Origin of the sequence: Mycolicibacterium pallens, assembly GCF_019456675.1 — a bacterium.
Taxonomy (GTDB): Bacteria; Actinomycetota; Actinomycetes; order Mycobacteriales; family Mycobacteriaceae; genus Mycobacterium; species Mycobacterium crocinum.
This window is the reverse complement of record NZ_CP080333.1, coordinates 4438594-4461672: the sequence shown is the minus strand read 5'-3', so window position 1 is coordinate 4461672 and position 23079 is coordinate 4438594. Positions and strand designations below refer to the sequence as shown.

General features: G+C 67.0%; 26 protein-coding genes. 9 read left to right on the top strand and 17 right to left on the bottom strand.

What is annotated here, in order from left to right:
- Window positions 1–177: 177 nt before the first annotated feature.
- Window positions 178–360: a hypothetical protein gene (locus tag K0O64_RS21760; protein WP_071942455.1), complete on the top strand. Its 183-nt coding sequence runs from the start codon at window positions 178–180 to the stop codon at window positions 358–360.
- An 8-nt stretch (window positions 361–368) separates the two neighbouring features.
- On the opposite strand, the gene K0O64_RS21755 is transcribed toward K0O64_RS21760, so the two are convergent.
- The 9 genes from K0O64_RS21755 to K0O64_RS21715 all read right to left on the bottom strand — a co-directional run bounded on the left by K0O64_RS21755 (window position 369) and on the right by K0O64_RS21715 (window position 9770).
- Window positions 369–2096, bottom strand: coding sequence for a CocE/NonD family hydrolase (locus tag K0O64_RS21755; RefSeq protein WP_225933771.1), 1728 nt, complete (start codon window positions 2094–2096; stop codon window positions 369–371).
- Window positions 2097–2277: 181 nt separating this feature from the next.
- On the bottom strand, window positions 2278–4650 hold the full coding sequence (locus K0O64_RS21750; RefSeq protein WP_071942457.1) for a lysylphosphatidylglycerol synthase transmembrane domain-containing protein: 2373 nt from the start codon (window positions 4648–4650) through the stop codon (window positions 2278–2280).
- Window positions 4651–4695: 45 nt separating this feature from the next.
- Window positions 4696–5241, bottom strand: a complete 546-nt coding sequence (locus K0O64_RS21745; protein ID WP_071942459.1) for a chromate transporter — start codon at window positions 5239–5241, stop codon at window positions 4696–4698.
- Complete coding sequence (locus K0O64_RS21740) at window positions 5238–5813, bottom strand: chromate transporter (protein ID WP_071942461.1); 576 nt, start codon at window positions 5811–5813, stop codon at window positions 5238–5240. Before K0O64_RS21740 ends, K0O64_RS21745 begins: the two co-directional genes overlap by 4 nt.
- Entirely contained in the window at window positions 5806–6795 is a 990-nt protein-coding gene (locus tag K0O64_RS21735; protein ID WP_071942463.1) for a phospholipase D-like domain-containing protein, read from the bottom strand. Before K0O64_RS21735 ends, K0O64_RS21740 begins: the two co-directional genes overlap by 8 nt.
- 90 nt (window positions 6796–6885) lie before the next feature.
- Complete coding sequence (locus K0O64_RS21730) at window positions 6886–7479, bottom strand: hypothetical protein (RefSeq protein WP_071942465.1); 594 nt, start codon at window positions 7477–7479, stop codon at window positions 6886–6888.
- Window positions 7480–7565: 86 nt separating this feature from the next.
- Window positions 7566–8177: a hypothetical protein gene (locus K0O64_RS21725; RefSeq protein ID WP_220045747.1), complete on the bottom strand. Its 612-nt coding sequence runs from the start codon at window positions 8175–8177 to the stop codon at window positions 7566–7568.
- A 14-nt stretch (window positions 8178–8191) separates the two neighbouring features.
- On the bottom strand, window positions 8192–8878 hold the full coding sequence (locus K0O64_RS21720; protein ID WP_071942469.1) for an MspA family porin: 687 nt from the start codon (window positions 8876–8878) through the stop codon (window positions 8192–8194).
- Window positions 8879–9086: 208 nt separating this feature from the next.
- Window positions 9087–9770: an MspA family porin gene (locus K0O64_RS21715; protein ID WP_071949661.1), complete on the bottom strand. Its 684-nt coding sequence runs from the start codon at window positions 9768–9770 to the stop codon at window positions 9087–9089.
- Window positions 9771–10156: 386 nt separating this feature from the next.
- On the opposite strand from K0O64_RS21715, the gene K0O64_RS21710 reads away from it, so the two are divergent.
- The gene (locus K0O64_RS21710; protein ID WP_083542557.1) at window positions 10157–10729 is read left to right on the top strand and encodes an Rv2240c family protein; all 573 of its coding nucleotides are present in this window, start codon (window positions 10157–10159) and stop codon (window positions 10727–10729) included.
- Window positions 10730–10801: 72 nt separating this feature from the next.
- Here the strand turns inward: K0O64_RS21710 and K0O64_RS21705 are convergent, their stop codons facing one another.
- Together K0O64_RS21705 and K0O64_RS21700 are read right to left on the bottom strand one after the other, a co-directional pair.
- Window positions 10802–12262 carry a hypothetical protein gene (locus K0O64_RS21705; RefSeq protein WP_217353539.1) on the bottom strand — a complete coding sequence of 487 codons (1461 nt, stop codon included), beginning with the start codon at window positions 12260–12262 and terminating at the stop codon, window positions 10802–10804.
- Between the two features lie 199 nt (window positions 12263–12461).
- Window positions 12462–12986 carry a hypothetical protein gene (locus K0O64_RS21700; protein WP_071942475.1) on the bottom strand — a complete coding sequence of 175 codons (525 nt, stop codon included), beginning with the start codon at window positions 12984–12986 and terminating at the stop codon, window positions 12462–12464.
- A gap of 78 nt (window positions 12987–13064) precedes the next feature.
- Here K0O64_RS21700 and K0O64_RS21695 point away from each other — a divergent pair, with 78 nt between their 5' ends.
- Complete coding sequence (locus K0O64_RS21695) at window positions 13065–13328, top strand: hypothetical protein (protein ID WP_099973839.1); 264 nt, start codon at window positions 13065–13067, stop codon at window positions 13326–13328.
- On the opposite strand, the gene K0O64_RS21690 is transcribed toward K0O64_RS21695, so the two are convergent.
- From K0O64_RS21690 to K0O64_RS21680, 3 genes are all read right to left on the bottom strand, one after another.
- Window positions 13325–14107 (bottom strand): SDR family oxidoreductase, encoded by a 783-nt coding sequence (locus K0O64_RS21690; protein WP_071942479.1) that lies wholly within the window; start codon window positions 14105–14107, stop codon window positions 13325–13327. The genes K0O64_RS21695 and K0O64_RS21690 overlap by 4 nt on opposite strands.
- Window position 14108: 1 nt before the next feature.
- Window positions 14109–14369 (bottom strand): hypothetical protein, encoded by a 261-nt coding sequence (locus K0O64_RS21685; protein WP_071942481.1) that lies wholly within the window; start codon window positions 14367–14369, stop codon window positions 14109–14111.
- A 120-nt stretch (window positions 14370–14489) separates the two neighbouring features.
- Window positions 14490–15974, bottom strand: coding sequence for an aldehyde dehydrogenase family protein (locus tag K0O64_RS21680; protein ID WP_071942483.1), 1485 nt, complete (start codon window positions 15972–15974; stop codon window positions 14490–14492).
- A gap of 74 nt (window positions 15975–16048) precedes the next feature.
- On the opposite strand from K0O64_RS21680, the gene K0O64_RS21675 reads away from it, so the two are divergent.
- Complete coding sequence (locus tag K0O64_RS21675; RefSeq protein WP_071942485.1) at window positions 16049–16333, top strand: DUF1330 domain-containing protein; 285 nt, start codon at window positions 16049–16051, stop codon at window positions 16331–16333.
- Between the two features lies 1 nt (window position 16334).
- Here the strand turns inward: K0O64_RS21675 and K0O64_RS21670 are convergent, their stop codons facing one another.
- Window positions 16335–16991 carry a CoA transferase subunit B gene (locus K0O64_RS21670; protein WP_071942487.1) on the bottom strand — a complete coding sequence of 219 codons (657 nt, stop codon included), beginning with the start codon at window positions 16989–16991 and terminating at the stop codon, window positions 16335–16337.
- On the bottom strand, window positions 16991–17752 hold the full coding sequence (locus K0O64_RS21665; RefSeq protein WP_220045746.1) for a CoA transferase subunit A: 762 nt from the start codon (window positions 17750–17752) through the stop codon (window positions 16991–16993). Before K0O64_RS21665 ends, K0O64_RS21670 begins: the two co-directional genes overlap by 1 nt.
- Window positions 17753–17929: 177 nt before the next feature.
- Between K0O64_RS21665 and K0O64_RS21660 the strand changes: the two genes are divergently transcribed.
- The 5 genes from K0O64_RS21660 to K0O64_RS21640 all read left to right on the top strand — a co-directional run bounded on the left by K0O64_RS21660 (window position 17930) and on the right by K0O64_RS21640 (window position 22752).
- Window positions 17930–18685, top strand: a complete 756-nt coding sequence (locus K0O64_RS21660) for an IclR family transcriptional regulator (RefSeq protein WP_071942491.1) — start codon at window positions 17930–17932, stop codon at window positions 18683–18685.
- Between the two features lie 97 nt (window positions 18686–18782).
- Window positions 18783–20360: a methylmalonyl-CoA mutase family protein gene (locus K0O64_RS21655; RefSeq protein ID WP_071942493.1), complete on the top strand. Its 1578-nt coding sequence runs from the start codon at window positions 18783–18785 to the stop codon at window positions 20358–20360.
- On the top strand, window positions 20360–20758 hold the full coding sequence (locus K0O64_RS21650; protein ID WP_071942495.1) for a cobalamin B12-binding domain-containing protein: 399 nt from the start codon (window positions 20360–20362) through the stop codon (window positions 20756–20758). The genes K0O64_RS21655 and K0O64_RS21650 overlap by 1 nt, the downstream gene beginning before the upstream one ends.
- Before the next feature lie 3 nt (window positions 20759–20761).
- Window positions 20762–21718, top strand: a complete 957-nt coding sequence (locus K0O64_RS21645) for an LLM class F420-dependent oxidoreductase (RefSeq protein WP_071942497.1) — start codon at window positions 20762–20764, stop codon at window positions 21716–21718.
- Window positions 21715–22752 carry a CaiB/BaiF CoA transferase family protein gene (locus tag K0O64_RS21640; RefSeq protein ID WP_071942499.1) on the top strand — a complete coding sequence of 346 codons (1038 nt, stop codon included), beginning with the start codon at window positions 21715–21717 and terminating at the stop codon, window positions 22750–22752. Before K0O64_RS21645 ends, K0O64_RS21640 begins: the two co-directional genes overlap by 4 nt.
- Here the strand turns inward: K0O64_RS21640 and K0O64_RS21635 are convergent.
- Window positions 22740–23012 (bottom strand): 2Fe-2S iron-sulfur cluster-binding protein, encoded by a 273-nt coding sequence (locus tag K0O64_RS21635; RefSeq protein ID WP_083542558.1) that lies wholly within the window; start codon window positions 23010–23012, stop codon window positions 22740–22742. The genes K0O64_RS21640 and K0O64_RS21635 overlap by 13 nt on opposite strands.
- Window positions 23013–23079: the final 67 nt, after the last annotated feature.

The window sequence follows — 23079 nt, the reverse complement described above, 5'->3', positions numbered from 1 at the left end:
ATTCGTCGGCTTGCACGATCACCCCAGATGCCTCATCGGCACCAACTTGTCGTCCGGCGTGGCGTAACGCGATCTTGATTGGCTAAGGTGCAAGTATTAACTGATTTTTCAACTATCGAATGCGTGCTAAGGCTTGTCGGGGGAGCGGGCCCAACGAACGTCAGAACGGAACCCGCGATGGAAGCTTTGCTCGGACTTGCAAAGGCGATCCCGCCGGACACCTGGCTTATCGGGTGCCTGTTGATCAGCGCCGTCGTGATGGGACTGGATTCGGTGGTCGCCGATCTCGTCGGGCGCGACGCGTCGTGGGATGACGCCGACACCGCGTCCACGAGCGATCGGGAGCTACTGGACCGCTGATCACACCTCTACCGCATGGGGACGTGATCCGATTCCGGGCCGCCGGCCGGGACCACGGGAATCACGACGGCCGACGGATGGGCTGCGTCGTGCAGGATCGTCTGCGTCGCGGGCAGCGTCGCCGCGCTCTGCCCAAACCTGTCACCGGTGTTCGGGTTCGGCGCAAACTGGGGGTAGTCGCTACTGGAGATTTCCAATCGGATCCGGTCGCCCGTGCGGAACAGGTAACTCGTAGGCCAGATCGCGATGTGGTACTCGTAGGGCTGATCGGGGACGCCCGGCCGCGGGTCGGACAGCGAGTCGCGAAACGACGTCCGCAGTATGCCGTTGTTGAGGTTGATCGCGTCGCCGTCGGGCTTGACCACGATCAGCTTCGCCGTGAAGTCGGTGTCGATGGCCGAGGACGATGCCCACAGGTCGACAGTCGTCGGTCCGGTCACTTCGGTGTCGCTCGACAATGGATCGCTGGTGTAGACCAGCACATCGGACCGTTGCTCGACGGGTATCTGGTCGTAGGGCCCTTGTGGGCCGGACTTCGCGCCGCAACACGAGTGTCCGCCCACGCTGGGGGCGGGGTCCGTCGGGTCGTAGACATAGTGGTCCGGCGCTTGGCTTGTCCCGGGCGCTGCGGTGCTCAATGTGCCGGTGCGCGAATCGATCTGGCCGTCCCCGGACAGAAAGTAGCGACTCCACTGGGTGTTGGGCAGTGGCCAGCTGTCCGCCGACTTCCACCGGTTCGCGCCCATCAAGAAGTAATCCACCCGCGGCTTGCCTGAGACGTGGTTGTCCACGCCCTTGAGGAAGTGGTCATACCAGGCGAGCATCAGCTCATTGATCGGAGTCTCGCCGACAGGTCCGATGTCTTTGAGCGACGGCGCCGGCTCCGAACCCGGCCGGCCCCAGTCCACGTGGTCCCACGGCCCGATGACCAACCGCTGGTTCCTCCGTCCTTCGGATGTGCCTGCCGAATTGACCATGCCGGTGAAGTTCTCGATGCCGCCGGCGAGGAAAGCGTCATACCAACCTTCGATGTCGAGGACGGGCACCCGGACCGACGGATAGCGGTCACGGATGCTCCACTGCCGCCAGAAGTCGTCTCGCGTCGAGTGGGCTATCCAATCGAAATACCACGGCGCCACAGCAGGATTGGCGGGCTGCATGGGCGGGAGGGCGCGGTAGGGCAGGAAGTCCAGCCACCGGGTCGAGTCGGCCGCGGCGGCCTTTAGCGCCGCAGCGGTGGTGCCGTCATGCCGGTTCTCTGCCGCGGTGGTGGCCAGACCGATCGCCCACGGCTGCACGAACGCCAGCCGGAACTCCCCGCCCTCGTACATCCAGCCGTCGTAGTAGTCCGAGGCGGTGTTCGCCGGCACGATGGTCACCAGGTGCGGGGGAGTCGCGGTAGCGGCCAGCCACTGGGTGGCCCCGACGTAGGACGAGCCGTACATGCCGACTTTGCCGTTCGAGCCTGGCAGTGCGGCCGCCCACTCCACCGAGTCGTACCCGTCGTCGCGGTCGTGGGTGAACTCGCTGAAGGTGCCCGCGGATGCTCCCTGGCCCCGGACATCTTGGATGACAACGAGATAGCAGTGCGAGGCGAACCAATCGGGGCTCTGGTAGCGCGATGGCTGGACCTGGGCGCCCGACTTGCCGTACTGGGTGCGCATGAGGATCACCGGAACCGGGTCGGAGGTGTCCGGCCGGTAGACGTCGGCGCGCAGCACGGTTCCGTCGCGCATCCGGGCGGGTACGTCGGTCTGTTTGCTCACCCCGCACGGGCCGCGGCCGCTCGACGGCGGCCAGGCCGAGTCCGTGCCGTGCCGGCCGGGCCCGGCGCACGCCGACAACACCAGGGCCAGCGCCAACGTCACGGCCAGGGCACGCGTGGTTCGCACGTCTCCACGCTACGCAATCGGTGCGCTAGATCATCTCTTTCGCAGTCAGCCAGCGCATGATGGGCCAGCCGGCGAACACCGGAACCCAGCACGTCAGAACGCGATAGAGCAGTACCGCGGGCACCCCGACGGCCGCGGGCACACCGAATGCCGCGAGGCCACCGATCAGCGCGGCTTCCACCGCGCCGACGCCGCCGGGTGTGGGTGCCGCCGAGGCCAGCGTGCCGCCGACCATAGTGACGATCGTGACGGTAACGAAGGTGGTGTCACCTCCGAATGCCTCGATGCTGGACCACAGCACCAGAGCCATTCCCAGAGTGGTTGTGGCACAGCCCAATACGATGACAGCCAGCCGCTTCGGTTCGCGCATCAGCTCGAGCAGCTCGTGGCCGACCTCCTGCAGCCGAGGCCGCACCGCTGTCCCGAGCCACCGGCGTGCCTTGGGCACCAGCAGGAAGGTGCCCAGGATTCCGAGTGCGACACCGCCGATGAGGTACAGCAGCGTGGTGCTCGGCACGAAGTGTGACAGGTCGGCGGTCGCACCGGCGGCCACGCTGAACAGAATCAGCAGGGACACATGGGTGATCACCTGGACCGCCTGTTGCAGGGCTACCGCGGCGGTGGCCCGCAGCGCCCCCAGTCCGCCCTTCTGCAGGAAGCGGGTGCTCAGGGCCAGGCCGCCGACACCGGCCGGCGTTGTGGTGGCGGCGAAGGTGTTGGCGAACTGCATGATGACCAGATTGCCGAAGCTGACCAGTCCGGATGCGCACGCCCACAACGCCGCTGCCGCACCGACATACGTCATCGCCGACACGGCCAGCCCGAGCAGCGCCCACCACCAGTTCGCGTTGCGCAGCTCGCTGAAGAACGTGGGCACCGTGCTGATGAAGGGATAGGCGACGTAGACCAGTGCGACGAGCAGGACCAGCTGGATGACTTGCTTGCGGGTGAACCGGGTGATGGTCTCGGTCTTGATCTCGTCGGCGCCGGTCTGCCGTTTGACCTCGTCGCGAGCCGCGGCCATGACGGCCTTGGGATCGTTGACGGACTTGCGGATTCGGGCGGGGACGGCCGCTCTGGTCAGGCGCCGCGACGCGTTGAGGACCGTCTCCTTGCCGAGGGTGTGCACCGCGGCCTGCACGGCGGACTCGGGGCCGAACCGATCGGACGTGGTCACCAGAAGCGCCGCGATGTCGGACTGCAGCTGCTCGTCGGTCGCGCCGTATTCGGAGTTGCCGAATCCGCCGAACATCACCCGTCCGGCGTCGACGGTCATCTCCTTGAAACGCAAGCCGCCGTGCGCGATCTGGTGGCGATGCAGCACCCCGAACGCACCCCAGACAGCGGTCACCAGAGTCTCGTCGCAGGCGTCGCCGATCGGATCGCCAAGCGGCGGGGTGTGGGCATACAAGGTCCACCCGCGTTCCAGCGCGGCGACCACCATCGTGGTGGTGTTGGACACCCCGAGATCGCTGACCGCGATCGTCATCAATGCACGATGTTCGACAGCCCGGCGCATCGAGGCCTGCAAGGGCGCGGTTTCGGCGTCGCGCAGGATGAGCCATCGCCAGAACTGGCGTAGCGCACCACCGCTGCGCTGATTGGGTCCGTACATTTCGAGGACCATGCGTACGCCTGCGTCATCGGCCGCCGCCAACTCCAGCGGACCTGATCCGGCGGGCCGCACGACCGTCAGCGACGTCACCAGGAAACCGCGCCGGGCCAGTGCCCGCACGGTTCCGTCGAGCGGGACTTCCAGCGCGGGGGTGCCCACCACCCACACGGTCAGGGCGCCGACGAACCAGCCGACGGACAGTCCGAGCAGGGATCGGGCCGGGATGACCGCACTGACCACCAGGTGGATCGGAACGAAGGCCAACAGAAGCGTCCACCACCACCGCCGCCAGCGGCCCGGCAGCCACGGCCCCGACACGGTCAGGACGGCGGCCAGCATCGCGATCCAGCGGGGGTCGTCGAGGAACTGCGACAGGGTGGTCGACAGTCGCTCGGAGAGGTCGAAATGCCAGCGCGGCGCGGCGATCCCGTTGCCGGTGATCGACAGGGAGAACACGGCGAGGAAGCCGGCCGCGACGTAGGCGGCAAACAGCTTCCACTGCCGCGCGCCGATCAGCCCGATCAGGATCACGAACGGCAGCGCCAGGATCGCCACGCCGTAGGCCAGGTAGACCAGATTGGATTGGGTGGGGGTGAGCACACCCACGATCCGCGAGACCGATTTCTCCAGGCCGACCCAGTCGTTGCGGGTGATCAGTGAGCTGGTGACCACGATGACCAGAACGACCGTCGCCACCGATAGCCGCACGATGTCGTTGGTCCGGCGGGTCAGCGGCAGCAGCACGTCGCCGGAAACGGCAACATCGCGTCCGTCAACTCGCACCGCTGCAACCTATCCCGAGTTGCGCCGGGGAGGTCTCATTGACCGTCAGACGAAGCCGACGTAACCCAGCAGCGCCGCGGCCCCGACCACGACGAGCGGGTTCGTCTTGGTCCGCACGAAGATCAGGGTGGCGACGCCGGTGATCAGGTATGCCCGCCAGTCGTGGTCGGCGGCCTTGCTCATGACCAGCGAGCTGGCCAGGATCAACCCCACGGTCAGCGGGGCGAAGCCCTTCTCCACGGCGTAGCGCAGCTTGGACTTCTGCGCCTTCTGCCAGGACACGGTGATCAGGTACATCAGGCCCGCGGCGGGCACCACCATCGCGATCGTGGCGAGCACGCCGCCGATGATGCCGCCGACAACGCCGAAGACACCGAGGCCGGCCGCGTAGCCGACCAGCGCCACGATCAGGATGCTCGGTCCTGGTGCGGCTTGGGAGATCGAGAAGATGTCGGCGAACTGCGAGTTCGTCAGCCAGTGATGGCCGGTCACCGCCTGCAGGTGCATATCGGGCAGGACGGTGTTGCCGCCGCCGATCGACAGCAGCGACAGCGAGCCGAACATTCCGATCAGCGCCAGGAACGTCTTCATGCGTCGACCGGCTCCGGCGCCTTGCGGGGCCACGCCCAGATCAGGCTCAGCGGCGCGAGGATCGCCAGCGTCAGCAGCAACGGCCAGCGCAGCAGCCCGTTGAGCACGAAGCTCGCCAGGAAGAAGGCGATGGGCATCAGGCCTTTGAGGCACTTCTGCCCGGTCTGGATCACCATGGCGAGCGTCAACGCGACGGCCGCGGCCGAGGCGCCGTGCAACGCACCCTTGACCGCGGGCACTTCCTTGAACGTGAAGTAGACGAAGCCGAGCGTGAGGACGATCGCGACAGGCATCAGGCACAGGCCGATCACCGCCGCGATCGCGCCGGCGAGACCCTTCATCTTGGTCCCCACGAAGACCGCCAGATTCACCTGATTGGCGCCGGGCACGATCCGGCACATCGTCATCGCGCTGAGGAACTCCTCCTCACCCAGCCACTGCTTTTCGACGACGATGACCTCACGCGACCACGCCCCCAGGCCGCCGCCGAAGGACGCCAGCGCGATGTGGTTGAACGTCCGCGCGACCTCGAAGAGTGAGACCTTCTCCCGGGTCGAACCGGACTCACTCATGGACCAGGTCGTGGTCGTGCGGAAACTCGTCCTCGACGGGCCGGTTCTTCTCGAGCGGATCGGGTGGTTCGTAGTGGCTGGAAATCTGCCAGTCGCTTTTGAAGACCTCTTTGAGTCGAGCCACCACGTCCGGGTCATCGGTGGTGACACCGAGCTCGCGGCGAAGGTCGAAGGCGCTGCGATCGATGTTCATCGACCCGACCAGAACTTCTCTGCCGTCGATGATCAACAGCTTGGCGTGCACCCTCAGGTTCTTCTGCTTGCGCACCTCGACGCCGAACCGGCGCAGGGTGCGCAGCGAGGCGAACGTGTCGAGGATGTCCCATTCACTGATGCCGTGCTTGCCCCCGCACAAGACCCGCACCCTGACGCCGCGGTGGGCTGCCGCCGCGATGTGGTCGAGGATCACGGCGTCGACGTACTTGGGGTGCTGGATGTACAGCTTGCGCTCAGCGGAGTCGATGAAGCGCGCCATGTGGTATCGGGAATTGGAGTTACTCCACAGCAGTCCTTCGTATCTGGGCGGTGTGAAGTCTCGATGTTCCCAGTCGGCGTTGAACACCTCGACGATCTGGGCGACGTGCTGCGGGTCGTGGGTGATGATGCCGTAGTCACGGGTGAGCGTGAAGTATTTGATCATCAGGTTGTAGGTCGCGACCATAGCGGCGCTCTCATCAACGACGATTGACTTCTCGTGCGTCACATAGAATTTCGGGCTCGACCACTGGACGTCGATGCCGGCGGTCTTGAACGTCTCGTAGCTTTCGTCGTTCGCCCGATCGCCGCCCGATCGCTGCGGATTGAGCATGATGCGGACGTCGACCCCGGCCTTCTTCCGGTCGATGACGGCGTCGATCAGGCTTGGCTCGGTGAACGTGAATTGCTTTATCAGAAGCGAGGTTTGCGCGCTCATGATGAATTCGAGGACCGGGTCCAAACCGTCGTCTGGTTCGACGATCACGCGCGGGGCGTTAGCAGGCATAGGTTTCGGATGCTAGCACCAGAACACCCTCGGCACTTTGCCGTTGGGTGAATGTCGGGGACGCGTCGCGCTTACGTGCCACCGCTGCGCTCAGGGCGCGGGCGCCGGGTCTGCCAGGCCAAAGCCGAGTCCGGGCGGGACGATGACGCCCGGGGCCGGCGCCGTGCCGGGCAGGGGCTCGCCAAGTTGCTCGTAGGGCACCTGGCCGAGCAGCGCACCGTCGAGAGCGCCCTCGGAGTACATCGCGTGCAGCCGGTGCAGGAAGGCCAGTCGGCCCGTGCCCGGCTGCTCGGCCGTGGGTCCGATGCCGATATCGGGCTCGCCTTGTCCGGGTGCGGCAGGGGCGATGTTCTGTGGCACCAGATATTGGTTGTTGAACGCATGCAGATCGGGGGTCGCCACGGTGTTCGCCGCGCCCGGCGGCGACGGAACCGGGTTCTGTCCCAGCAGAAGTCCCGGTGCGTACGCCGCCAGGTCGGGCAGGCCGAGCGGTCCGGCCGCCGGCGCATCGCTTTGAGCGAGCACACTGCCGACGGTCGCGTTCGGTGGAACGAGTGCCGGCGGCGGTTGGGGCGGGTCGCCCGGTGCGGGATCGGCCGTGGCACATGGCGACCCGAGAAGGGCGGCGGCGACCGCGGCCGCAAGCAACAGCGTCGACGCCAGCGTCCGGTCGCCCATGCTCATCCCGCCACGTCCTCCTGGCCTCGATCCTCGTCACACCGTAGTCGGCGAACGCCGTGCCGGTGCCGGGAACGGCGCCGAGGATGCGATCAGGGGATCGGCGGCGGCGGTGGTGGGAGTGCCGGATCGCCGGGGGCGCCGGGCGGCGGCGGAGCCGCCGGATCAGGCAGGAACTGCTCGGGTCCGGCAGGGATCGTGATTCCTGGAGCTGGGGCTGTCCCAGGCAGCGGCTGTCCGAGCTGGTCTGCCGGCATGCGGCCCAGCGCGCCATGCAGGAACGCGTGAACGCCCTTCCACTGATTCACCCGGGCGAACGGTCCGTCAGCCCCAGGGCCCAGTTGGTACGGCGACGTCTGATCCGGCGTGGGCATGCTGTTGTTCTGCGCCATCAACAGCTGAGCACCGTTGAGAATGTCGGCATTCGGTGGCGTCGCGGGTGCGGTGCCGGCCAGCGCTGGGGTGGGTGTTTGTCCGAGCAGCAGCTGGTTGCCTGCGGGGCCACCCATGTAGTTGGCGAAGCCGCTCACGGAATCCGTGATGGTCGCCGGCGACGGGATCAAGCCCTGCGGAGGAGGCGGAGGCGCGGGCGCCGCGGGGTCGACGGGTAGCGGCTCATCGGCGGCGGCGGTCGCCATGGGTGCGACCGCCGCTCCGAGAGTCAGCGCGGCCACGACCGCGCCTTTGACCAGCATTGCGTACATCTGGCGCACCGGGGTCAGAAGACTTTGGTGACGCCGTAGTAGGCGACGATGTCGTCGGCATCGGTGCCCGAGCTGGTGAGCACCGCGTACGAGCGCAGCGACGAGGCACCGACGCAGTTGTCGATCTTGATATGGACGTCCTTGATCGTCACTCGGGACGAGGTGCCCTTGAATTTCTTCTTGTCGACGACGACGTTGGTGATCGTTCCCGGCCGCGGGTCGACTTCGATCTGACCCTGCACCGGGAAACTGATGGTTCCGGGCAGCGCGAGTCCGCCGGTGCCGAGGCTGGCGTTGCCCAGGCTGGCGCCGACCGACCCGATCAGCTTGACCTTGTCCATTTCGACGCCGCAACCGATCTGATAGCCGGTCTCGAGCGTTCCACCCGACACCGAGCCGGTCGTGGTGCCGGTGAACGTGGCACCGACCACCCAGTCGCGCGAAGACAGCGACGTCGTCAGCGGAGCCACCGGCAGCTGCGTCTCGTCCTTGGCGACCACCGTCAGCGTGCGGCCGTCGGGCGTCTTGGCGATGCCGGGAACCGAGGAGGCGACGGCTCCGTTGTCCGGTGGAGGAGGGGGAGCGCCTGCGTCGACGACGGGTGGCGCCGCCGGATCAGCCGGGTCTGCCAACGCGAGCGGGGTCGCTCCCATCGGAATCAGCATGCAAACTGCAGCTGCGGTGGCAAAGCGATGCAACATATCCTGTCGGCGCCTTCCGTCTCAAATTCACTGGATTCTGGGAAATGATTGATTGGTGGGGTGTCCATTTGGTGAACGGGGCGCCAACGCTCTACGCCCGGTGCTCATCTAATGGGCATTCCCGCGGAGTCTTTGGGTCGTGCAAATCGGCTGCCCACCACCGCGTCGATGACGGGCAGCCGAATGCGGGAACGACGATGTGAAGTTGTCAGACCGCTTTGGTGACGCCGAGGTAGGTCACGACGTCGTCGGTGTTGTCGGTGGAGCTGGTCAGCGTGGCGTAGGACCGGATGAAGGACTGGCCGGCGCAACCGTCGATCTTGATACGGAACCCGGTGATGGAGACTCGGGGAGCAGTGCCCTTGAACTCCTTCTTGCCGACCGGAACGATGTTCACCGTGCCGGGCTTGAGGTCGATCTTCATCTGGTAGGACGCCGAGAGGCCAAGGGTGATCGGCAACAGCGAGCCATTGACGAGCGGGATGCCCACGCCGGGGGTGGCACCCGCGGTGGCGATGGACTCGATGTCGTCTTGGGTTATGCCGCAACCGATTTGGTAGCCGGCCTCCAACGTACCGCCGGCCAGCTTGGTGCTGCCACCGCCGTTCACCGTGGCCGTAAAGGTTCCGTCGACCAGGTACTCGCGGGACCAGGGCGAATTCGTCAGGGACGCCACGGGTTCCATGGACTCGTCCTTGCCGGTCACGCTGAGCGTCCAGCCGTCAGGCGTCTTGAGAACGCCGGGTGCGGCAGAGGGCACGGGCCCCTGCGGCCCGACGTTGGCGGCGGGTGCCGCGTTGGGATCGGCCGGCGGGTCGGCCAAGGCGAGCGGAGCCGCTCCCATCGGGGCCAGCAGGCATACTCCAGCCAATGCGGCAAAGCGTTTCAACATGTCGTGTTGGCGCCTCTCGTCGTTGATATCCACTGTGTCGTTCGGAGGAATCATTGAGTTGAAGGGTGTCTAAACGGTTAACGCCGCCCCAACAACTTCCACCGCATTACCGTCTACCGAGCGTCATTTTTCGGCGATCGAGTTCTGACGCGCCGGTTTGGGTCTCAACCTGATACCAGCTGAGTGCGACGTCGATGACGGGTGACACCCGATCGATCCTCTGAAGGCGCCGGCTGTTCAGTGTCCGTTAACCGATGAGACAGCTATCCCGTCGATCATCTCTTTCGTCCTGACCCTGAAGGGCCCTGTTGTCCCGGGTTCGGGTTGGGCTGGTTTGAAACTTCCAGCCGGACGGTTCGGGGGAACCCACGATCCAGGAGGAAGCGATGAAATCGTCACTGCGATATGGCCAGACGCTGACAGCCATGCTGTTGGTGTCGGGATCGGCATTGTTCGCCGCACCCGTTGCGTTCGCCGACCCGGACACTCAGCAGCCGGTTCCGGTGCCCGGACCGGCGCCCGCGAACGTGGCCGCGCCGGTCGCGCCGTTGGATGTGCCGCCGCCGGATGCGGCACCCTCCAGCGCGATACCGGACGCCTGTAAGCAGTTCGGAGGGGCGCTCGATTACGCGGCGTCGTACTACGAGGACTTCGCTTACGACTCCGCTGGCAATGGAAACAGTGTGAATTACCAAGATCCGAACGTGGCCAATTCAAACGCCATCGGCCGCACCGCACTGCGGGAGGCCGCATCCGCGGCCATGTCGGCGGCGTCGACACCCGGTCTGCCCGCCGACATTTCGGCGCCCATGCGGTCGTGGTCGCTGCGCGCCGCAAAACTCCTGCTGATCATGGGCATTCGCGGCGGCGGCGATTCGCTGAACTCGACGGCCGATGACATGAACACCGATGCGAAGAACGCTCAGATGGCGTGTGCAATGAACGGCGCACGCGCCTGACCGAAATATCAACGCGCTGAAACGAAATCGGCCCCCTCCTTTCGGAGGGGGCCGATTCGCGTATCTGACGGGTTAGCCGCCGGCGCCGCCGGTGCCACCCTTACCGGCGGTCGGTCCGACCCCGCCGGTGCCCTGCTGTCCGGCCGAGCCATTGGTTGCCCCGCCCTTACCGCCGGTGCCGCCGTTACCGCCCTTGCCACCCGAGATGAGGCTGCCGCCGCCGTTGGCGCCGTTGCCACCCTTGCCGCCCGAGCCGGTCGTGGCACCGTTGCCGCCGTTGGCGCCACTGCCGCCTGCGCCGCCGCTGAAGCCGCCGAAGCCGCCGAGGCCACCCTTGCCGCCGGTGCCGCCGGTGGCGCCTGCGCCACCCTTACCACCGGCGCCGCCGGCGCCGCCGTTGTTGCCGGCCAGCCCGCCGCTGCCGCCGCTGCCGCCGCTGCCGCCCGTCGTGGTGCCTGCACCGGCATCGCCACCTGCGCCACCTGCGCCACCGTTACCGACCGCACCACCGGTGCCGCCGTTGCCGCCGGTGCCGCCGTTGCCGCCGGCACCCGCGGAGGCCGTGCCGCCGGTGCCACCCGCGCCACCGACGCCACCGTTACCGGCTGCCAGGCCACCGGTTCCGCCGGTGCCACCATTACCGCCGTTCCCGCCGGCCGTGGTGCCGCCACCGCCCGCGCCGCCGGCGCCAGCCGCGCCGCCCGCCGCGTTGCCGTAGTAGCCGGCCTTACCGCCGTTGCCACCATTGCCGCCGTTGGTGCCTGCGCCCGCCGCGTTGGTGTAACCCGCGCCACCGACGCCGCCGGCACCTGCGGTACCGCCGCCGAGGACGGGGAACGACGCGGCGTCGCCACCGTTGCCACCGTTGCCGCCGTTGACACCGGCGGTCGTGCTGGCGCCGCCCGCGCCACCGGCGCCGCCGCTACCGGCGAACGGGCCGGCGTTTCCGCCGTTACCGCCGGCGCCGCCGGCGATACCCTTGCCGCCGTTGCCGCCGCCGCCACTGAACAGCGCACCGGAGGCGGAGTTGCCCGCGACCAGTCCGCCGTTGCCGCCGTTGCCACCCTTGCCGCCGTTGATGGCGGCGCTCAGGGCGTCGCCGCCGTTGCCGCCGTTGCCGTACAGCCCGGCGCTGCCACCGTTGCCGCCGTTGTAGCCGTTACCGCCGTTGCCCATGAGCAGGCCGCCGCGGCCGCCGTTGCAGGATGCACTGGCGCACTGCGCATCAGCGGCGCTGTAGCTGTAGCCGTTGCCGATGAGCAGGCCGCCGTTGGGGTGCTCGGCAGTGCCGTTGCCGATGAACTCCGCGACGAAGTTGGTGGCGTTGGCAGTGGCGGAAGCCGTCGGGGCGGCCGCCTTGGAGTTGCTGCCGGCAAGGCTGTTGCCGAACAGCAGCAGATCCGACTCGGTCGAGGCCAGCTTGTACGCCGGCGAAGCCGTGGTCTTGGGGGCGTCGGTGGTGGCGAACAAGACGGCCGCACCCACCATCGCCGCACCGGCGACGCCCGTGGTGACAAAGGCTGGCGCAGCCACCCGGAGCGATTTCTTGCGGTGTTTGGACAAGGTCGAATTCCCTTCGAAGAAGACGTTCAGTCCGGCAAATGCGCCGAGTGGTCACTGACATGGAAATCCAAGGAGACGACCCTTACCCCGGACTGGACCCCACTTGGCGCACTGTCGAACTTCGTGCAAACGCCAGTTGAACTGACCCTGTAAAACCCGTCGTAGTGGGCTATTTGCAGAGTTCGGCGATCTTGCTGTTCGTCTTCTCCGCGTTGCTCAGCCGCTCGGCCTGGTTCGGGTCGTCGTTCGGCACCCCGGCTAACGCGTTCATCGAAATATCCTGCAGCCCTGCCGCGAAGGCGCGAATCGCGTCGGCAAGGTCGCTCGGTGTGGCCGGGCTGAGGTGGGCCAGCAGGTAGGTCGCGCCACCGGACATCGCCAGTCGCGCGTTGGCGGCCACGCCCTGAACTTCAGCGCCCGTGTCGGCGTGGGTCTGCAGGGACACCGCCGAACTCACGGTGCGGTAGGCGGCGCAGGCGTTCGCTTTGGGGTCACCGTTCTGCGGCGCGGCAGCAGGGGCGGGCGCGGGCGTCGACGGTGCGGGCCGCAGCAGCGCCCACCCGGCCAGGCCGGTCGCGATCAGTGCGACGACCAGTGCGAGCGGAGCGACCCAGCCCAACGAGGATCGGGTTTGGCGGTTGGGACGGTGAGTTGTCGACGTCGTGTCGTCCACAGCATCGGTCGGCTCCGGCATGCCACCGATCCTAATCACGCGTCGTGGCCCGGCCGTACACGCGTAGTCTGGGCTGCGGAGGGGCAAAGGGGTCTGCCGATGACGACGCACTGGGGACGACGGATCGTCTATGCGGTGGGGGCCGCCGGTCTGATCGTGGGGATCGCCGTCGGAGCGCCCGCGGCGGCCGCGCAAGGCTGCCCGGCGGGGCACATCAACAACCAGTACACCGGTCAGTGTTATCTGGAAGGCAGTGCCCCGACCATCAACGGTGTGCCATGCGTGGCGAGCAATCTCGGTCTGTGCCAATCGTTTCGACAGAATCAGCAGCCGCCGAGGAAGCCGTACACCGCGATCGGCTAATTGCGCGTCAGCGTTTTCGTCATCAACCGTTGCATCCAGTTGGGCGACACCTGCGACAGCGCGGCCAACACTGCGGTCTGACGCCCGACCGGATAGTGCACCCGGGCCAGTCGACCGCGTCGATGCGTGACCGAATAGACCGCGGCCGCTACGTCTTCCGGCTGGAGGTTGACGCCCAGCGATTTGGTGCTGGCGGTCTCGACGCCGTCGGTCATCGCGGTCTTGACGAAGAGCGGCCACAGCGCCAGCACGCGGATCCCGTATTGGCGCCATTCGAGTTCCAGCGCCTCGGTCAGCGCGCGCAGCGCGAACTTGGTGGCCGAGTAGGTGGCGAGTTCGGGCTGGCCGTACATCGCGGAGGCCGAACACATGTTGACCACCTGGGCGCGCGGGGTGTCACGCAGGTAGGGGAATGCGGCATGCAGGCCGGCCAGTGCGCCGTAGACGTTGATGTCCACCATCTGCCGGTGAACGTCGAGCGGTACGTCGGCGAACGCACCCGTGGTCAGCACCCCGGCGTTGTTCACCAGGATGTCGAGTGTGCCTGTGCTACCGGTGAATTCACGCAGCCGTGCGGACCATTGATCGGCATCGGTGACGTTGAGCTCGCCGATCACCACGTCACCGCCCAGTGCGACGATCTCCTCGCGCAGCCCGGCCAGCCCGTCGAGGTCGATGTCGTAGGCGCCCACCCGGTAGCCGTTTCGGGCGAAGGTCAAGGCGGTCGCCCGTCCGATACCCGCAGCGGCTCCGGTGATGAAGACGCTGGGCGTGCTCACCTCATACGACTTTCAGGTGCGCCACGTGCACCTCGGGCTCGGAGGCGATGCGGTCATTGGCGGCGGCCATCGCGGTGTCGACACGCACGGCCGCGGTCTGACAGGCCGCGGTGGCCTTGCGGCCGAGGCCGTCGAGATCGTCGGCGGCGTTGCGCAGGTACGCGGTCAACCTGATGCGCAACCGGTCACCGACGCCGGCCAGCCGATTGCGGAACCGATCGTCGACCGTCACGGTGACATAGGGCAGTTCGAGCTTGATCATGTGCGCCTCCAGATCCGTTCTTGTCGAATGTAGACGACAGGAGGCCGGCGCGTTGAGACCGCACCCGAAGCGAAGTTTCCGTGCACGTTGGGCTCTTGGCGCGGTCTCAACGTCAAAGCCCTACGGCCGCACGCCGATCGTCTTCATGTTCAGGTACTCCCGGTAGCCCTCGTCGCCGTTGCGGTGGCCCAGGCCGCTCTGCTTGGTGCCGCCGAACGGGCTGGTGATTCCGAAGAACGAGTGCCCGTTGGTGGTGACGCTGCCGGTCCGCAGCCGCAGCGCGATGTTCAGCGCGCGCTCGTCGTCACCGCTGGTGACATCCCCGGAGAGCCCGTAGATGGTGTTGTTCGAGATCTCGACGGCCTCGTCGTCGGTGTCGTACGGGGTCACGGTGATCACCGGCCCGAAGATCTCGGTCTGGGCGATCTCCGACGTGGGGTCGACGTCGGCGAGCAGGGTCGGCTGCACGTAGTAGCCGGTCGGCAGGTTCTCCGGAATGCCGCCGCCGGTGACCAGCCTGGCGCCGTCGGCGATACCGGACTGGATCAGGCTGAGCGTCTTCTGTCGCTGCATGGCGCTGATCTGCGGGCCCTGCATGATGCCCGGGGTCCACGGATCCCCGACCGGGAACTGCTCCATCATGGTCTTGAGGATCTCCAGACCTTCGTCATACCGGCTGCGCGGCAACAGGACTCGGCTGCTCAAGATGCAGCTCTGGCCGGACATCACACAGGCGAACATCGCCGCCATCGGTAGGCAGGCGTTGAAATCCGCATCATCGCAGACGATGTGCGTCGACTTGCCGCCGAGCTCCAGCAGGGTCTTCTTGACCGTCGACGCGCCGGCGGTCAGGATCGCCCGGCCGGTGGCAGTGGAACCGGTGAAGGTGATCATGTCCACCCGCGGATCGGCTGACAGCGCCGCGCCCACCTCGTTGGCGTTGGAGGTGACGACGTTGAACACCCCGGCGGGGATGTCGGTCTTCTCGGCGATGATGCGCCCGAGTTCGGTACCCGACGACGGGGTGAGCTGGGCCGGCTTGAGCACGACGGTGTTGCCGGCCATCAGCGCAGGCACGGTCTCGGCGATGTTGAGGTAGAACGGGACGTTCCACGGCGTGATCGCGCCGACGACGCCGACCGGGTCGAACTGGATCTTGCGCCGGGCCGGGCCGAGCTGCGTCTCGTGGATTCCGGTGTCGACGAGGTAGTCGAAGTTGCGACCGTGCTCGGCCCAGTGCTTCACCTCGGCGATCGGGCTCTCGATCTGGGATCCGCTGACCGAGACCGGACAGCCCACCTCGGTGATCACGATGCGCCGCAACCGTTCCTGCTCTTCGGTCAGCGCCTCGTGCAGCTGAGTGAGGCAGTGGTAGCGGAACTCGAGATCGCGGGACCAGTCGGTTGTGTCGAACGCCCGGCGCGCGGCGGCGGTCGCCCGCTCGACGTCGATAACCGTACCGTCGGTGGCTTGGCCGACCACCTGCTCGGAGGCCGGATGCTCGACGTCGAACAAGGCCCCGGAGTCGGTGAACCGGAGCTCGCCGTCGATGAGCATCCGCTGCTCGCCGGCCAGCACACCTGTGTCAGCGTCGACATTGGTCATTGCATTTACCCCTCATGGCGTGGAAACCTGTCACCCGAAATACGAGAACCTGATTCTCACACGAGAGGAACATCATGGCCAAGGGTTACGTGATTCTGACCGAGGACATCAAAGACCCGGAGGGCATGAAGGCCTATGGCAAGGCCGCCGGTGCTGCCATGGGCGGTGTCAAGGTGCTTGCCGTTGACACCAAACCGCAAGTCCTCGAGGGCAATTGGCACGGCCACCAGACCGTCGTGCTGGAGTTCGAGTCGGTCGAGGCCGCGCAGGCGTGGTACGACTCAGACGCCTACCGCGCCGCACGGGAGCTGCGGCACGCCGCCGCCGACACCAATGCGGTAATCCTCTCCGGGTTCTGACCTACGACAGTTCCACGGTGAGCTCGGGTTCGGTGGCGGCGACGATGTCGTCGGTGCTCACCCCGGGCGCCAACTCGCGCAGCACCAGCGTGCCGTCGCCGACCACGTCGATCACGCCGAGGTTGGTGATGATCCGGTCGACCACGCCGACCCCGGTCAACGGCAACGAGCACTGCTTGACGATCTTCGGATTGCCGCCCCGGTCGGTGTGCTCCATCAGCACGATGACCCGGGCAGCGCCGTGGACGAGGTCCATCGCTCCGCCCATGCCTTTGACCATCTTGCCGGGCACCATCCAGTTGGCCAGGTCGCCGGTCTGCGACACCTCCATGCCGCCGAGCACCGCGGTGTCGATGTGGCCGCCGCGAATCATGCCGAACGACAACGCCGAATCGAAGAACGCCGCCCCGGGCAGGACAGTCACCGTCTCCTTGCCCGCATTGATCAGGTCGGCGTCGACCGCGTCATCGGTGGGGTAGGGGCCGGTGCCCAGGATGCCGTTCTCGGAATGCAGGGTCACCCGCACGTCGGAGCTCAGGTAGTTCGGGATCAGGGTCGGCAGCCCGATGCCGAGGTTGACGTATTCACCGTCGATCATCTCGGCGGCGGCCCGGGCCGCCATCTGGTCGCGGGTCCATCCCGTCGCTGCTTGGGTCATCAGTTCGCTTCCTCCGAGCGGACGGTCCGCTTCTCGATGCGCTTGTCCTGCGGTCCGGTGTGGACGATGCGGTTGATGAACACTCCCGGCAGATGAACGGTCGCCGGATCGAGTTCACCCGGCTCGACCAGCTCCTCGACCTGGGCGATGGCGATGCGGCCTGCCATCGCGCACAGCGGGTTGAAGTTCATCGCCGACCGGTTGAACACCAGGTTTCCGTCGGCGTCACCCCGCTTGGCGTGCACCAGAGCGAAGTCGGCGTTGATCGACTCCTCCAGCACGTAGCGCTTGTCGCCGAACACGCGAGTTTCCTTGGGCGGCGACGCAATTGCCACCGAGCCGTCCGCGGCGTAGCGCCACGGCAGCCCGCCGTCGGAGACCACGCTGCCCACCCCGGCCGGGGTGTAGAAGGCGGGAATCCCGGCGCCGCCGGCGCGCAGCCGCTCGGCCAAGGTGCCCTGCGGCGTCAGCTCCACCTCGAGTTCACCGGCCAGGTACTGCCGCGCGAACTCCTTGTTCTCCCCGACGTAGGACGCGGTGATCCGGCGAATACGACCGTCGGACAACAGGATTCCCAGCCCGTAGTCGTCGACTCCGCAGTTGTTCGAGAACACCTCGAGGTCGGTCACGCCCGCGTCGAGCAGCGCTTGGATCAATCGATCGGGGATGCCGCACAGTCCGAATCCACCCACGGCCAACGTCGCACCGCTGGGGATGTCGGCAACCGCGCTGGCGGCCGACTCGTACACCTTCGAAGTCATCGTCCCTTCCCAAAGTCAGCTGGCGTCCACTGGGTAAACGCGCGCGGGCGCCGGGTTCCCACTCAACAACCAGCGCTTTGAGCAGTCAACCACCCACGGCGAACGGCGGCGAAGATGTTCGCCGTGCGGTAATCGATCGGCCAGGTGTCCACTGAATGAACGTTACGATCAACGACCGTGACCGACCGAAACGTCGTCGCGCGCGTCGCCGCGTTGCTGGGTGCCGTCGGTGCGGCGGAACCGAAAGGCGCGTCGACGACGGATCTGGGCCGCGCGACCGAGCTTGCGCGCCCGACCGCGCACCGGCTGCTCACCTCGCTGGCCGAGGTCGGGCTGATCGACCGCGACGCCAAAACCGGACGATGGCTTCTCGGACCCGAGATGTATCTGTTGGGTGCCGTCGCCGCCACGCGGTACGACGTCACCGACAAGGCCCGTGAGGTCGTCACCCGGCTGGCAGCCGAGACCGGGGAGAGTGCGTTCTTCTCCGCGCGGCGCGGCGACGAGACCGTCTGTCTGCTCAGCGTGGAAGGCAGCTTTCCGCTGCGGTCCCACGTCCTGCGGGAAGGCATCCGGTTCCCGCTCGGGGTGGCGTCGGCCGGGCTGGCGATCCTCAGTCACCTTCCCGCCGACGAGGTCGACGACTACTTCGCCCGCTCGCTGCCGGCGACGGCCTGGGGTGACGACCACACCGAAGAATCGATTCGGGCCCGGATCGAGGCGACCCGGCTCACCGGATACGCGGTCAACCCGGCCCTGATCGTGGAGGGCAGCTGGGGCATCGCCGCGGCGGTGTTCGACCGCAACGGCCGGCCGGCCTGGGCGCTGAGCCTCACCGGGGTGGAAACCCGGTTTCGCCCCGACCGCCGCCACGAACTCGGCACACTGCTTCTCGAGGCGGCGCATGTGCTGTCCGGGCGGCTCGGCTCGTAACCGCCGGAAGCCTCACCAGCGCTTTCAGCCGAATCTGCACACGACTTGCCCAAAGCGGTATTGGCATTCTCCTAAACTGCAAGTACGGTATCCAGCGATGGACCACCTATCCCACACGTCGTCGGGGATCCCACTGGAGCCGGTGTATGGACCGGCCGACCGCAGTGGCGATCCTCCCGCGCCGGGCACGTTTCCGTTCACCCGGGGCAACTTCTCCAGTGGATACCGCGGACGGTTGTGGACCTTCCGCCAGTATTCCGGCTTCGGCACCGCCGAGGAGTCAAACGAGCGCTATCGCTACCTGCTCGAGCAGGGTGGCACCGGCCTGTCCGTCGCGCTCGACCTGCCGACCCAGTGCGGCTATGACTCCGACGATCCGGAGTACGGCGAAGAGGTCGGCCGGGTCGGCGTCGCGGTCGACACCCTCGCCGATGCGGAGATCCTGTTCGACAGCATCCCGCTGGACAAGATCAGCACCAGCTTCACGATCAACGGCACCGCCGCGATCCTGCTGGCGTTCTATGTCGCCGCCGCGGAGAAGAAGGGTGTGCCCCGCGAAAAGCTCACCGGCACCATCCAGAACGACATCCTCAAGGAGTACGCCTCCCGGGGGACGTGGATCTGGCCGCCGGAGCCCTCGCTGCGCCTGATCGCCGACACCATCGAGTTCTGTGCGGCCGAGGTGCCGCGGTTCAACGCGATCTCGGTGGCCGGGGCGCACTTCCGGGACGCCGGCGCCAACGCCGTGCAGGAGATGGCGTTCACCCTCGCCGACGGTGTGACCTACTGCGACACCGTGGTCGAGCGCGGCCGGATGACCATCGACCAGTTCGCGCCGCAGATCTCGTTCTTCTTCTACACCCACGGTGATTTCTTCGAGGAGATCGCCAAATACCGTGCGGGACGCCGTCGTTGGGCGACGATCGTGCGCGAGCGTTGGGGTGCCAAGACCGATAAGGCCGCGATGTTCCGGTTCGGCTGCGTGTCCGGCGGTGCGTCGTTGTACGCTCCGCAGGCGCAGAACAACCTGGTCCGGGTGGCGTATGAGGCGCTGGCCTCGGTGCTCGGTGGCGTTCAGTCGATGTTCACCGCAGCCTGGGACGAGCCGTTCGCACTGCCCAGCGAGGAGTCTGCGACGCTGGCGCTGCGCACCCAGCAGATCCTGGCCTACGAGACCGGCGTGGCCCGGGTGGCCGACCCGCTCGGCGGCTCCTACTTCGTCGAGGCGCTCACCGACGCCACCGAGGAGCGCATCATCGAGATCATGTCCGATCTCGAAAAGCACGGCGGAATGGTGCAATCCATCGAGGACGGCTACCTGCAGGGGCTGATCGCCGACGAGGCCTACAAGATCCACCAGGAGGTCGAGTCCGGTGAGCGCCCGGTGGTCGGGGTGAACAAGTTCGTCGTCGACGAGCCCGCCCCGGACCTGGCCACCTACGAACTCGATGCGGAAGGCCGCGACAAGCAACTGCGGCGGCTGGCGAAGGTGAAGGCCGAACGCGACGACGTCGCGGTGAAGGAAGCCCTGGCAGCCCTGGCTCGTTCGGCGGAAGGCGACGACAACCTGATGCACAAGCTGATCGACTGTGCCAACGCGTATTGCACGGTGGGGGAGATGGTGTCGACACTGAAGTCGGTGTGGGGCGAATTCCAGCAGCCGGTGGTGTTCTGATGGCTGCTCGCATCCTGGTCGCCAAGCCCGGCCTGGACGGCCACGACCGTGGCGCCAAGATCGTGGCGCGCGCGCTGCGTGACGCCGGCTTCGAGGTGATCTACACCGGGATCCGTCAGCGCATTGAGGACATCGTGTCGATCGCGCTGCAGGAAGACGTTGCGGTCGTGGGTCTTTCGATCCTGTCCGGCGCGCACCTGGCATTGACCAAGCGCACCGTGGACGCGCTGCGGGAAGCCGACGCAGGTGACATCGCGGTGATCGTGGGTGGCACGATTCCGTTGGGCGACGTACCGAAGCTGAAGGAAGTCGGTGCGGCGGCGGTGTTTCCGACCGGAACGTCGCTCGAGACTCTGGTGACCGACGTCCGCGCACTGACCTCAGAACAGGTGGGGTGAGCAATGCGTCTCGGCGTGATGATCGGTGCCGAGCGGGGCGATATGGCCCGCAAGGTGAAGAAGCTCCTCGAGGATATCGAGTGGGCGGAGGGAGCTGGCTTCGACACCGCGTGGATGCCGCAGGTGCCCAACGACTATGACGCGCTGACGATGGTCGCGCAGATGGGTGCTCGTACCTCGCGCATCGAGCTGGGCACTGCCGTTGTTCCACTGCAGGCGCAGCACCCGATCGCCCTGGCCCGCCAGGCCCTGTCGGTGCATGCCGGCAGCGGTAACCGGCTGGCACTGGGTGTGGGCCCCTCGCACCACTGGATCATTCGCGACATGCTGGGGCTTCCGTATGAGAAGCCGGCGTCGTACACCCGCGACTACCTCGAGGTACTCAACGCGGCCTTGGCCGGCCCGGGTGACGTGGACGTCGAGAACGACACCTTCACCGTGCACAATCCGACTGTGCTGCAGGCGGATTCACCGCTCCCGGTGCTGCTGGCCGCACTCGGCCCGGTGATGCTGCAGATCGCGGGTGAGCTCACCGACGGCACCGTGCTGTGGATGGCCGACGAGCGGGCGATCGGCGACCACATCGCGCCCCGGATCAATAAGGCCGCCGAGAACGCCGGCCGGCCGGCGCCGCGCATCGTCGCCGGTATCCCCGTGTGCCTGTGCGCGAACTCCGAGATCGAGGCGGCCAAGGATCGGGCCAACCGCATTCTCGCCGAAGCGGAGACGTCACCGAACTATCAGAAGCTGCTCGACCGCGGCGACGCGCGCGACGTGGGCGACCTGTGCGCCGCCGGCGACGAAGAGGCAATCCTGGCGCGGTTCCGTGCATTTGCCGACGCCGGGGTTACCGACCTGTCGGTGCGGCTGTTGCCGATCGGGGAGACCCGCGACGAGCTGGTGGCGTCGAAATACCGGACCCGCGAGGTGATCGCGCAGCTCGGCGCCGAGGTTCGATGAAGGGGCCGCTCTCCGGTGTCCGCATCCTCGAGGTCGGCACCATGCTGGCCGGGCCGTACGCCACGATGCTGCTGGCCGACCTCGGCGCGCAGGTCATCAAGATCGAACCGCCCGGCGGGGAGATCTCCCGGCAGGTCGGGGACAGCTATTTCGCCAGCCTGAACCGCAACAAGCGCAGTGTCTGCCTGGACCTCGCGTCCGAGGCCGGCCAGCGGCGGCTGGGTGAGCTGGCGGCGGAATCCGATGCGCTGCTGGTCAATATGAAACCGTCGGTGATCAAGCGCTTCGGGCTCACCTACGAGGCGCTGCGCAAGCACAACGAGAAGATCGTGTGCGTCGCCCTGACCGGCTACGGTCTCAACGGCGGTGACGACCCGGCCTTCGACTACGTGATCCAGGCGGCCACCGGTGTGGCCGCGATGACCGGCGACCCGGATGCGCCGCCGACCCTGCCGGGCTATTCGTCGGCCGACAACTCCACCGGACTGACTGCGGCGCTGGGACTTTTGGCCTTGATCGTCTCCGGTGAGGGTGGCCAGGTCGACGTCTCGCTGCGCGACGTGATGTTCTCGCAGCTGAACTATCGTGCGTCGGCCTACCTCAACGACGGTACGCACCCGCGCCGGCATCCGTACGGCGCCCACTCGTTTTATGTTCCGGCTCAGCTGTTTCCGACCGCGGACGGGTATCTGGCGCTGTTCGTCACCCATGACGGCTTCTGGAAGATCTTCGCCGCCGAGGCCGGCATCGAGGGGTTCCCGACGATGGCCGAGCGGTCAGCCCGCCGGGACGAGGTGCTCGCGATCGTGACGGCCGCACTGGCCGCCGACACCGCGGCCGGCTGGGAAGCCCGGCTGCGTCCGCTCGGCATTCCGGCGGCCGCGGTGCGTTCGCTTCCGGACGCCCTCGAGGCCACTCCGGAGGTTGTCGTCACCGCAGGCGATTACCGTCTTGTCGGTAGTCCGGTGCGGGTGGTGGGGTATGAACCCGACTATCTGCCGCCGCCGGAGCTCGACGAGTTTCAGTCGTCGTAGCTGACGGTCACGTCCGTCTCGGGGACGCCCTGGCAGGTGAGGATCAGGCCCTCATCGATCTCGCTGTCGTCGAGCACCTCGTTGACCCGCATCTTGACCACGCCTTCGGTGACCGTCGCGATGCAGGTGCCGCAGTTACCGGCTTCGCAGCTGTACGGCGGGGTCATACCGGCGCGCCGGGCGGACTCCAGCAGTGTGTCCCCGGGGTTGACCGGCACCGTCACCGTCGTACCGTCCAGCGTGATCGTCGCCGTGCTCACTTCTCTCCTCAGCGTTTGCGCAGTATCATTCTACCCAGATGAGAATACAGTTCTCTACTGGCGATAG

Bases quoted from the DNA above. Each gene is read 5' to 3' on its own strand.
- K0O64_RS21760 (WP_071942455.1), top strand. From the start codon at position 178: ATGGAAGCTTTGCTCGGACTTGCAAAGGCGATCCCGCCGGACACCTGG.
- K0O64_RS21755 (WP_225933771.1), bottom strand. From the start codon at position 2,096: ATGCGCGACGGAACCGTGCTGCGCGCCGACGTCTACCGGCCGGACACC.
- K0O64_RS21745 (WP_071942459.1), bottom strand. From the start codon at position 5,241: ATGAAGACGTTCCTGGCGCTGATCGGAATGTTCGGCTCGCTGTCGCTG.
- K0O64_RS21740 (WP_071942461.1), bottom strand. From the start codon at position 5,813: ATGAGTGAGTCCGGTTCGACCCGGGAGAAGGTCTCACTCTTCGAGGTC.
- K0O64_RS21735 (WP_071942463.1), bottom strand. From the start codon at position 6,795: ATGCCTGCTAACGCCCCGCGCGTGATCGTCGAACCAGACGACGGTTTG.
- K0O64_RS21730 (WP_071942465.1), bottom strand. From the start codon at position 7,479: ATGAGCATGGGCGACCGGACGCTGGCGTCGACGCTGTTGCTTGCGGCC.
- K0O64_RS21725 (WP_220045747.1), bottom strand. From the start codon at position 8,177: ATGTACGCAATGCTGGTCAAAGGCGCGGTCGTGGCCGCGCTGACTCTC.
- K0O64_RS21720 (WP_071942469.1), bottom strand. From the start codon at position 8,878: ATGTTGCATCGCTTTGCCACCGCAGCTGCAGTTTGCATGCTGATTCCG.
- K0O64_RS21715 (WP_071949661.1), bottom strand. From the start codon at position 9,770: ATGTTGAAACGCTTTGCCGCATTGGCTGGAGTATGCCTGCTGGCCCCG.
- K0O64_RS21710 (WP_083542557.1), top strand. From the start codon at position 10,157: ATGAAATCGTCACTGCGATATGGCCAGACGCTGACAGCCATGCTGTTG.
- K0O64_RS21700 (WP_071942475.1), bottom strand. From the start codon at position 12,986: ATGCCGGAGCCGACCGATGCTGTGGACGACACGACGTCGACAACTCAC.
- K0O64_RS21695 (WP_099973839.1), top strand. From the start codon at position 13,065: ATGACGACGCACTGGGGACGACGGATCGTCTATGCGGTGGGGGCCGCC.
- K0O64_RS21685 (WP_071942481.1), bottom strand. From the start codon at position 14,369: ATGATCAAGCTCGAACTGCCCTATGTCACCGTGACGGTCGACGATCGG.
- K0O64_RS21680 (WP_071942483.1), bottom strand. From the start codon at position 15,974: ATGACCAATGTCGACGCTGACACAGGTGTGCTGGCCGGCGAGCAGCGG.
- K0O64_RS21675 (WP_071942485.1), top strand. From the start codon at position 16,049: ATGGCCAAGGGTTACGTGATTCTGACCGAGGACATCAAAGACCCGGAG.
- K0O64_RS21670 (WP_071942487.1), bottom strand. From the start codon at position 16,991: ATGACCCAAGCAGCGACGGGATGGACCCGCGACCAGATGGCGGCCCGG.
- K0O64_RS21665 (WP_220045746.1), bottom strand. From the start codon at position 17,752: ATGACTTCGAAGGTGTACGAGTCGGCCGCCAGCGCGGTTGCCGACATC.
- K0O64_RS21655 (WP_071942493.1), top strand. From the start codon at position 18,783: ATGGACCACCTATCCCACACGTCGTCGGGGATCCCACTGGAGCCGGTG.
- K0O64_RS21650 (WP_071942495.1), top strand. From the start codon at position 20,360: ATGGCTGCTCGCATCCTGGTCGCCAAGCCCGGCCTGGACGGCCACGAC.
- K0O64_RS21645 (WP_071942497.1), top strand. From the start codon at position 20,762: ATGCGTCTCGGCGTGATGATCGGTGCCGAGCGGGGCGATATGGCCCGC.
- K0O64_RS21640 (WP_071942499.1), top strand. From the start codon at position 21,715: ATGAAGGGGCCGCTCTCCGGTGTCCGCATCCTCGAGGTCGGCACCATG.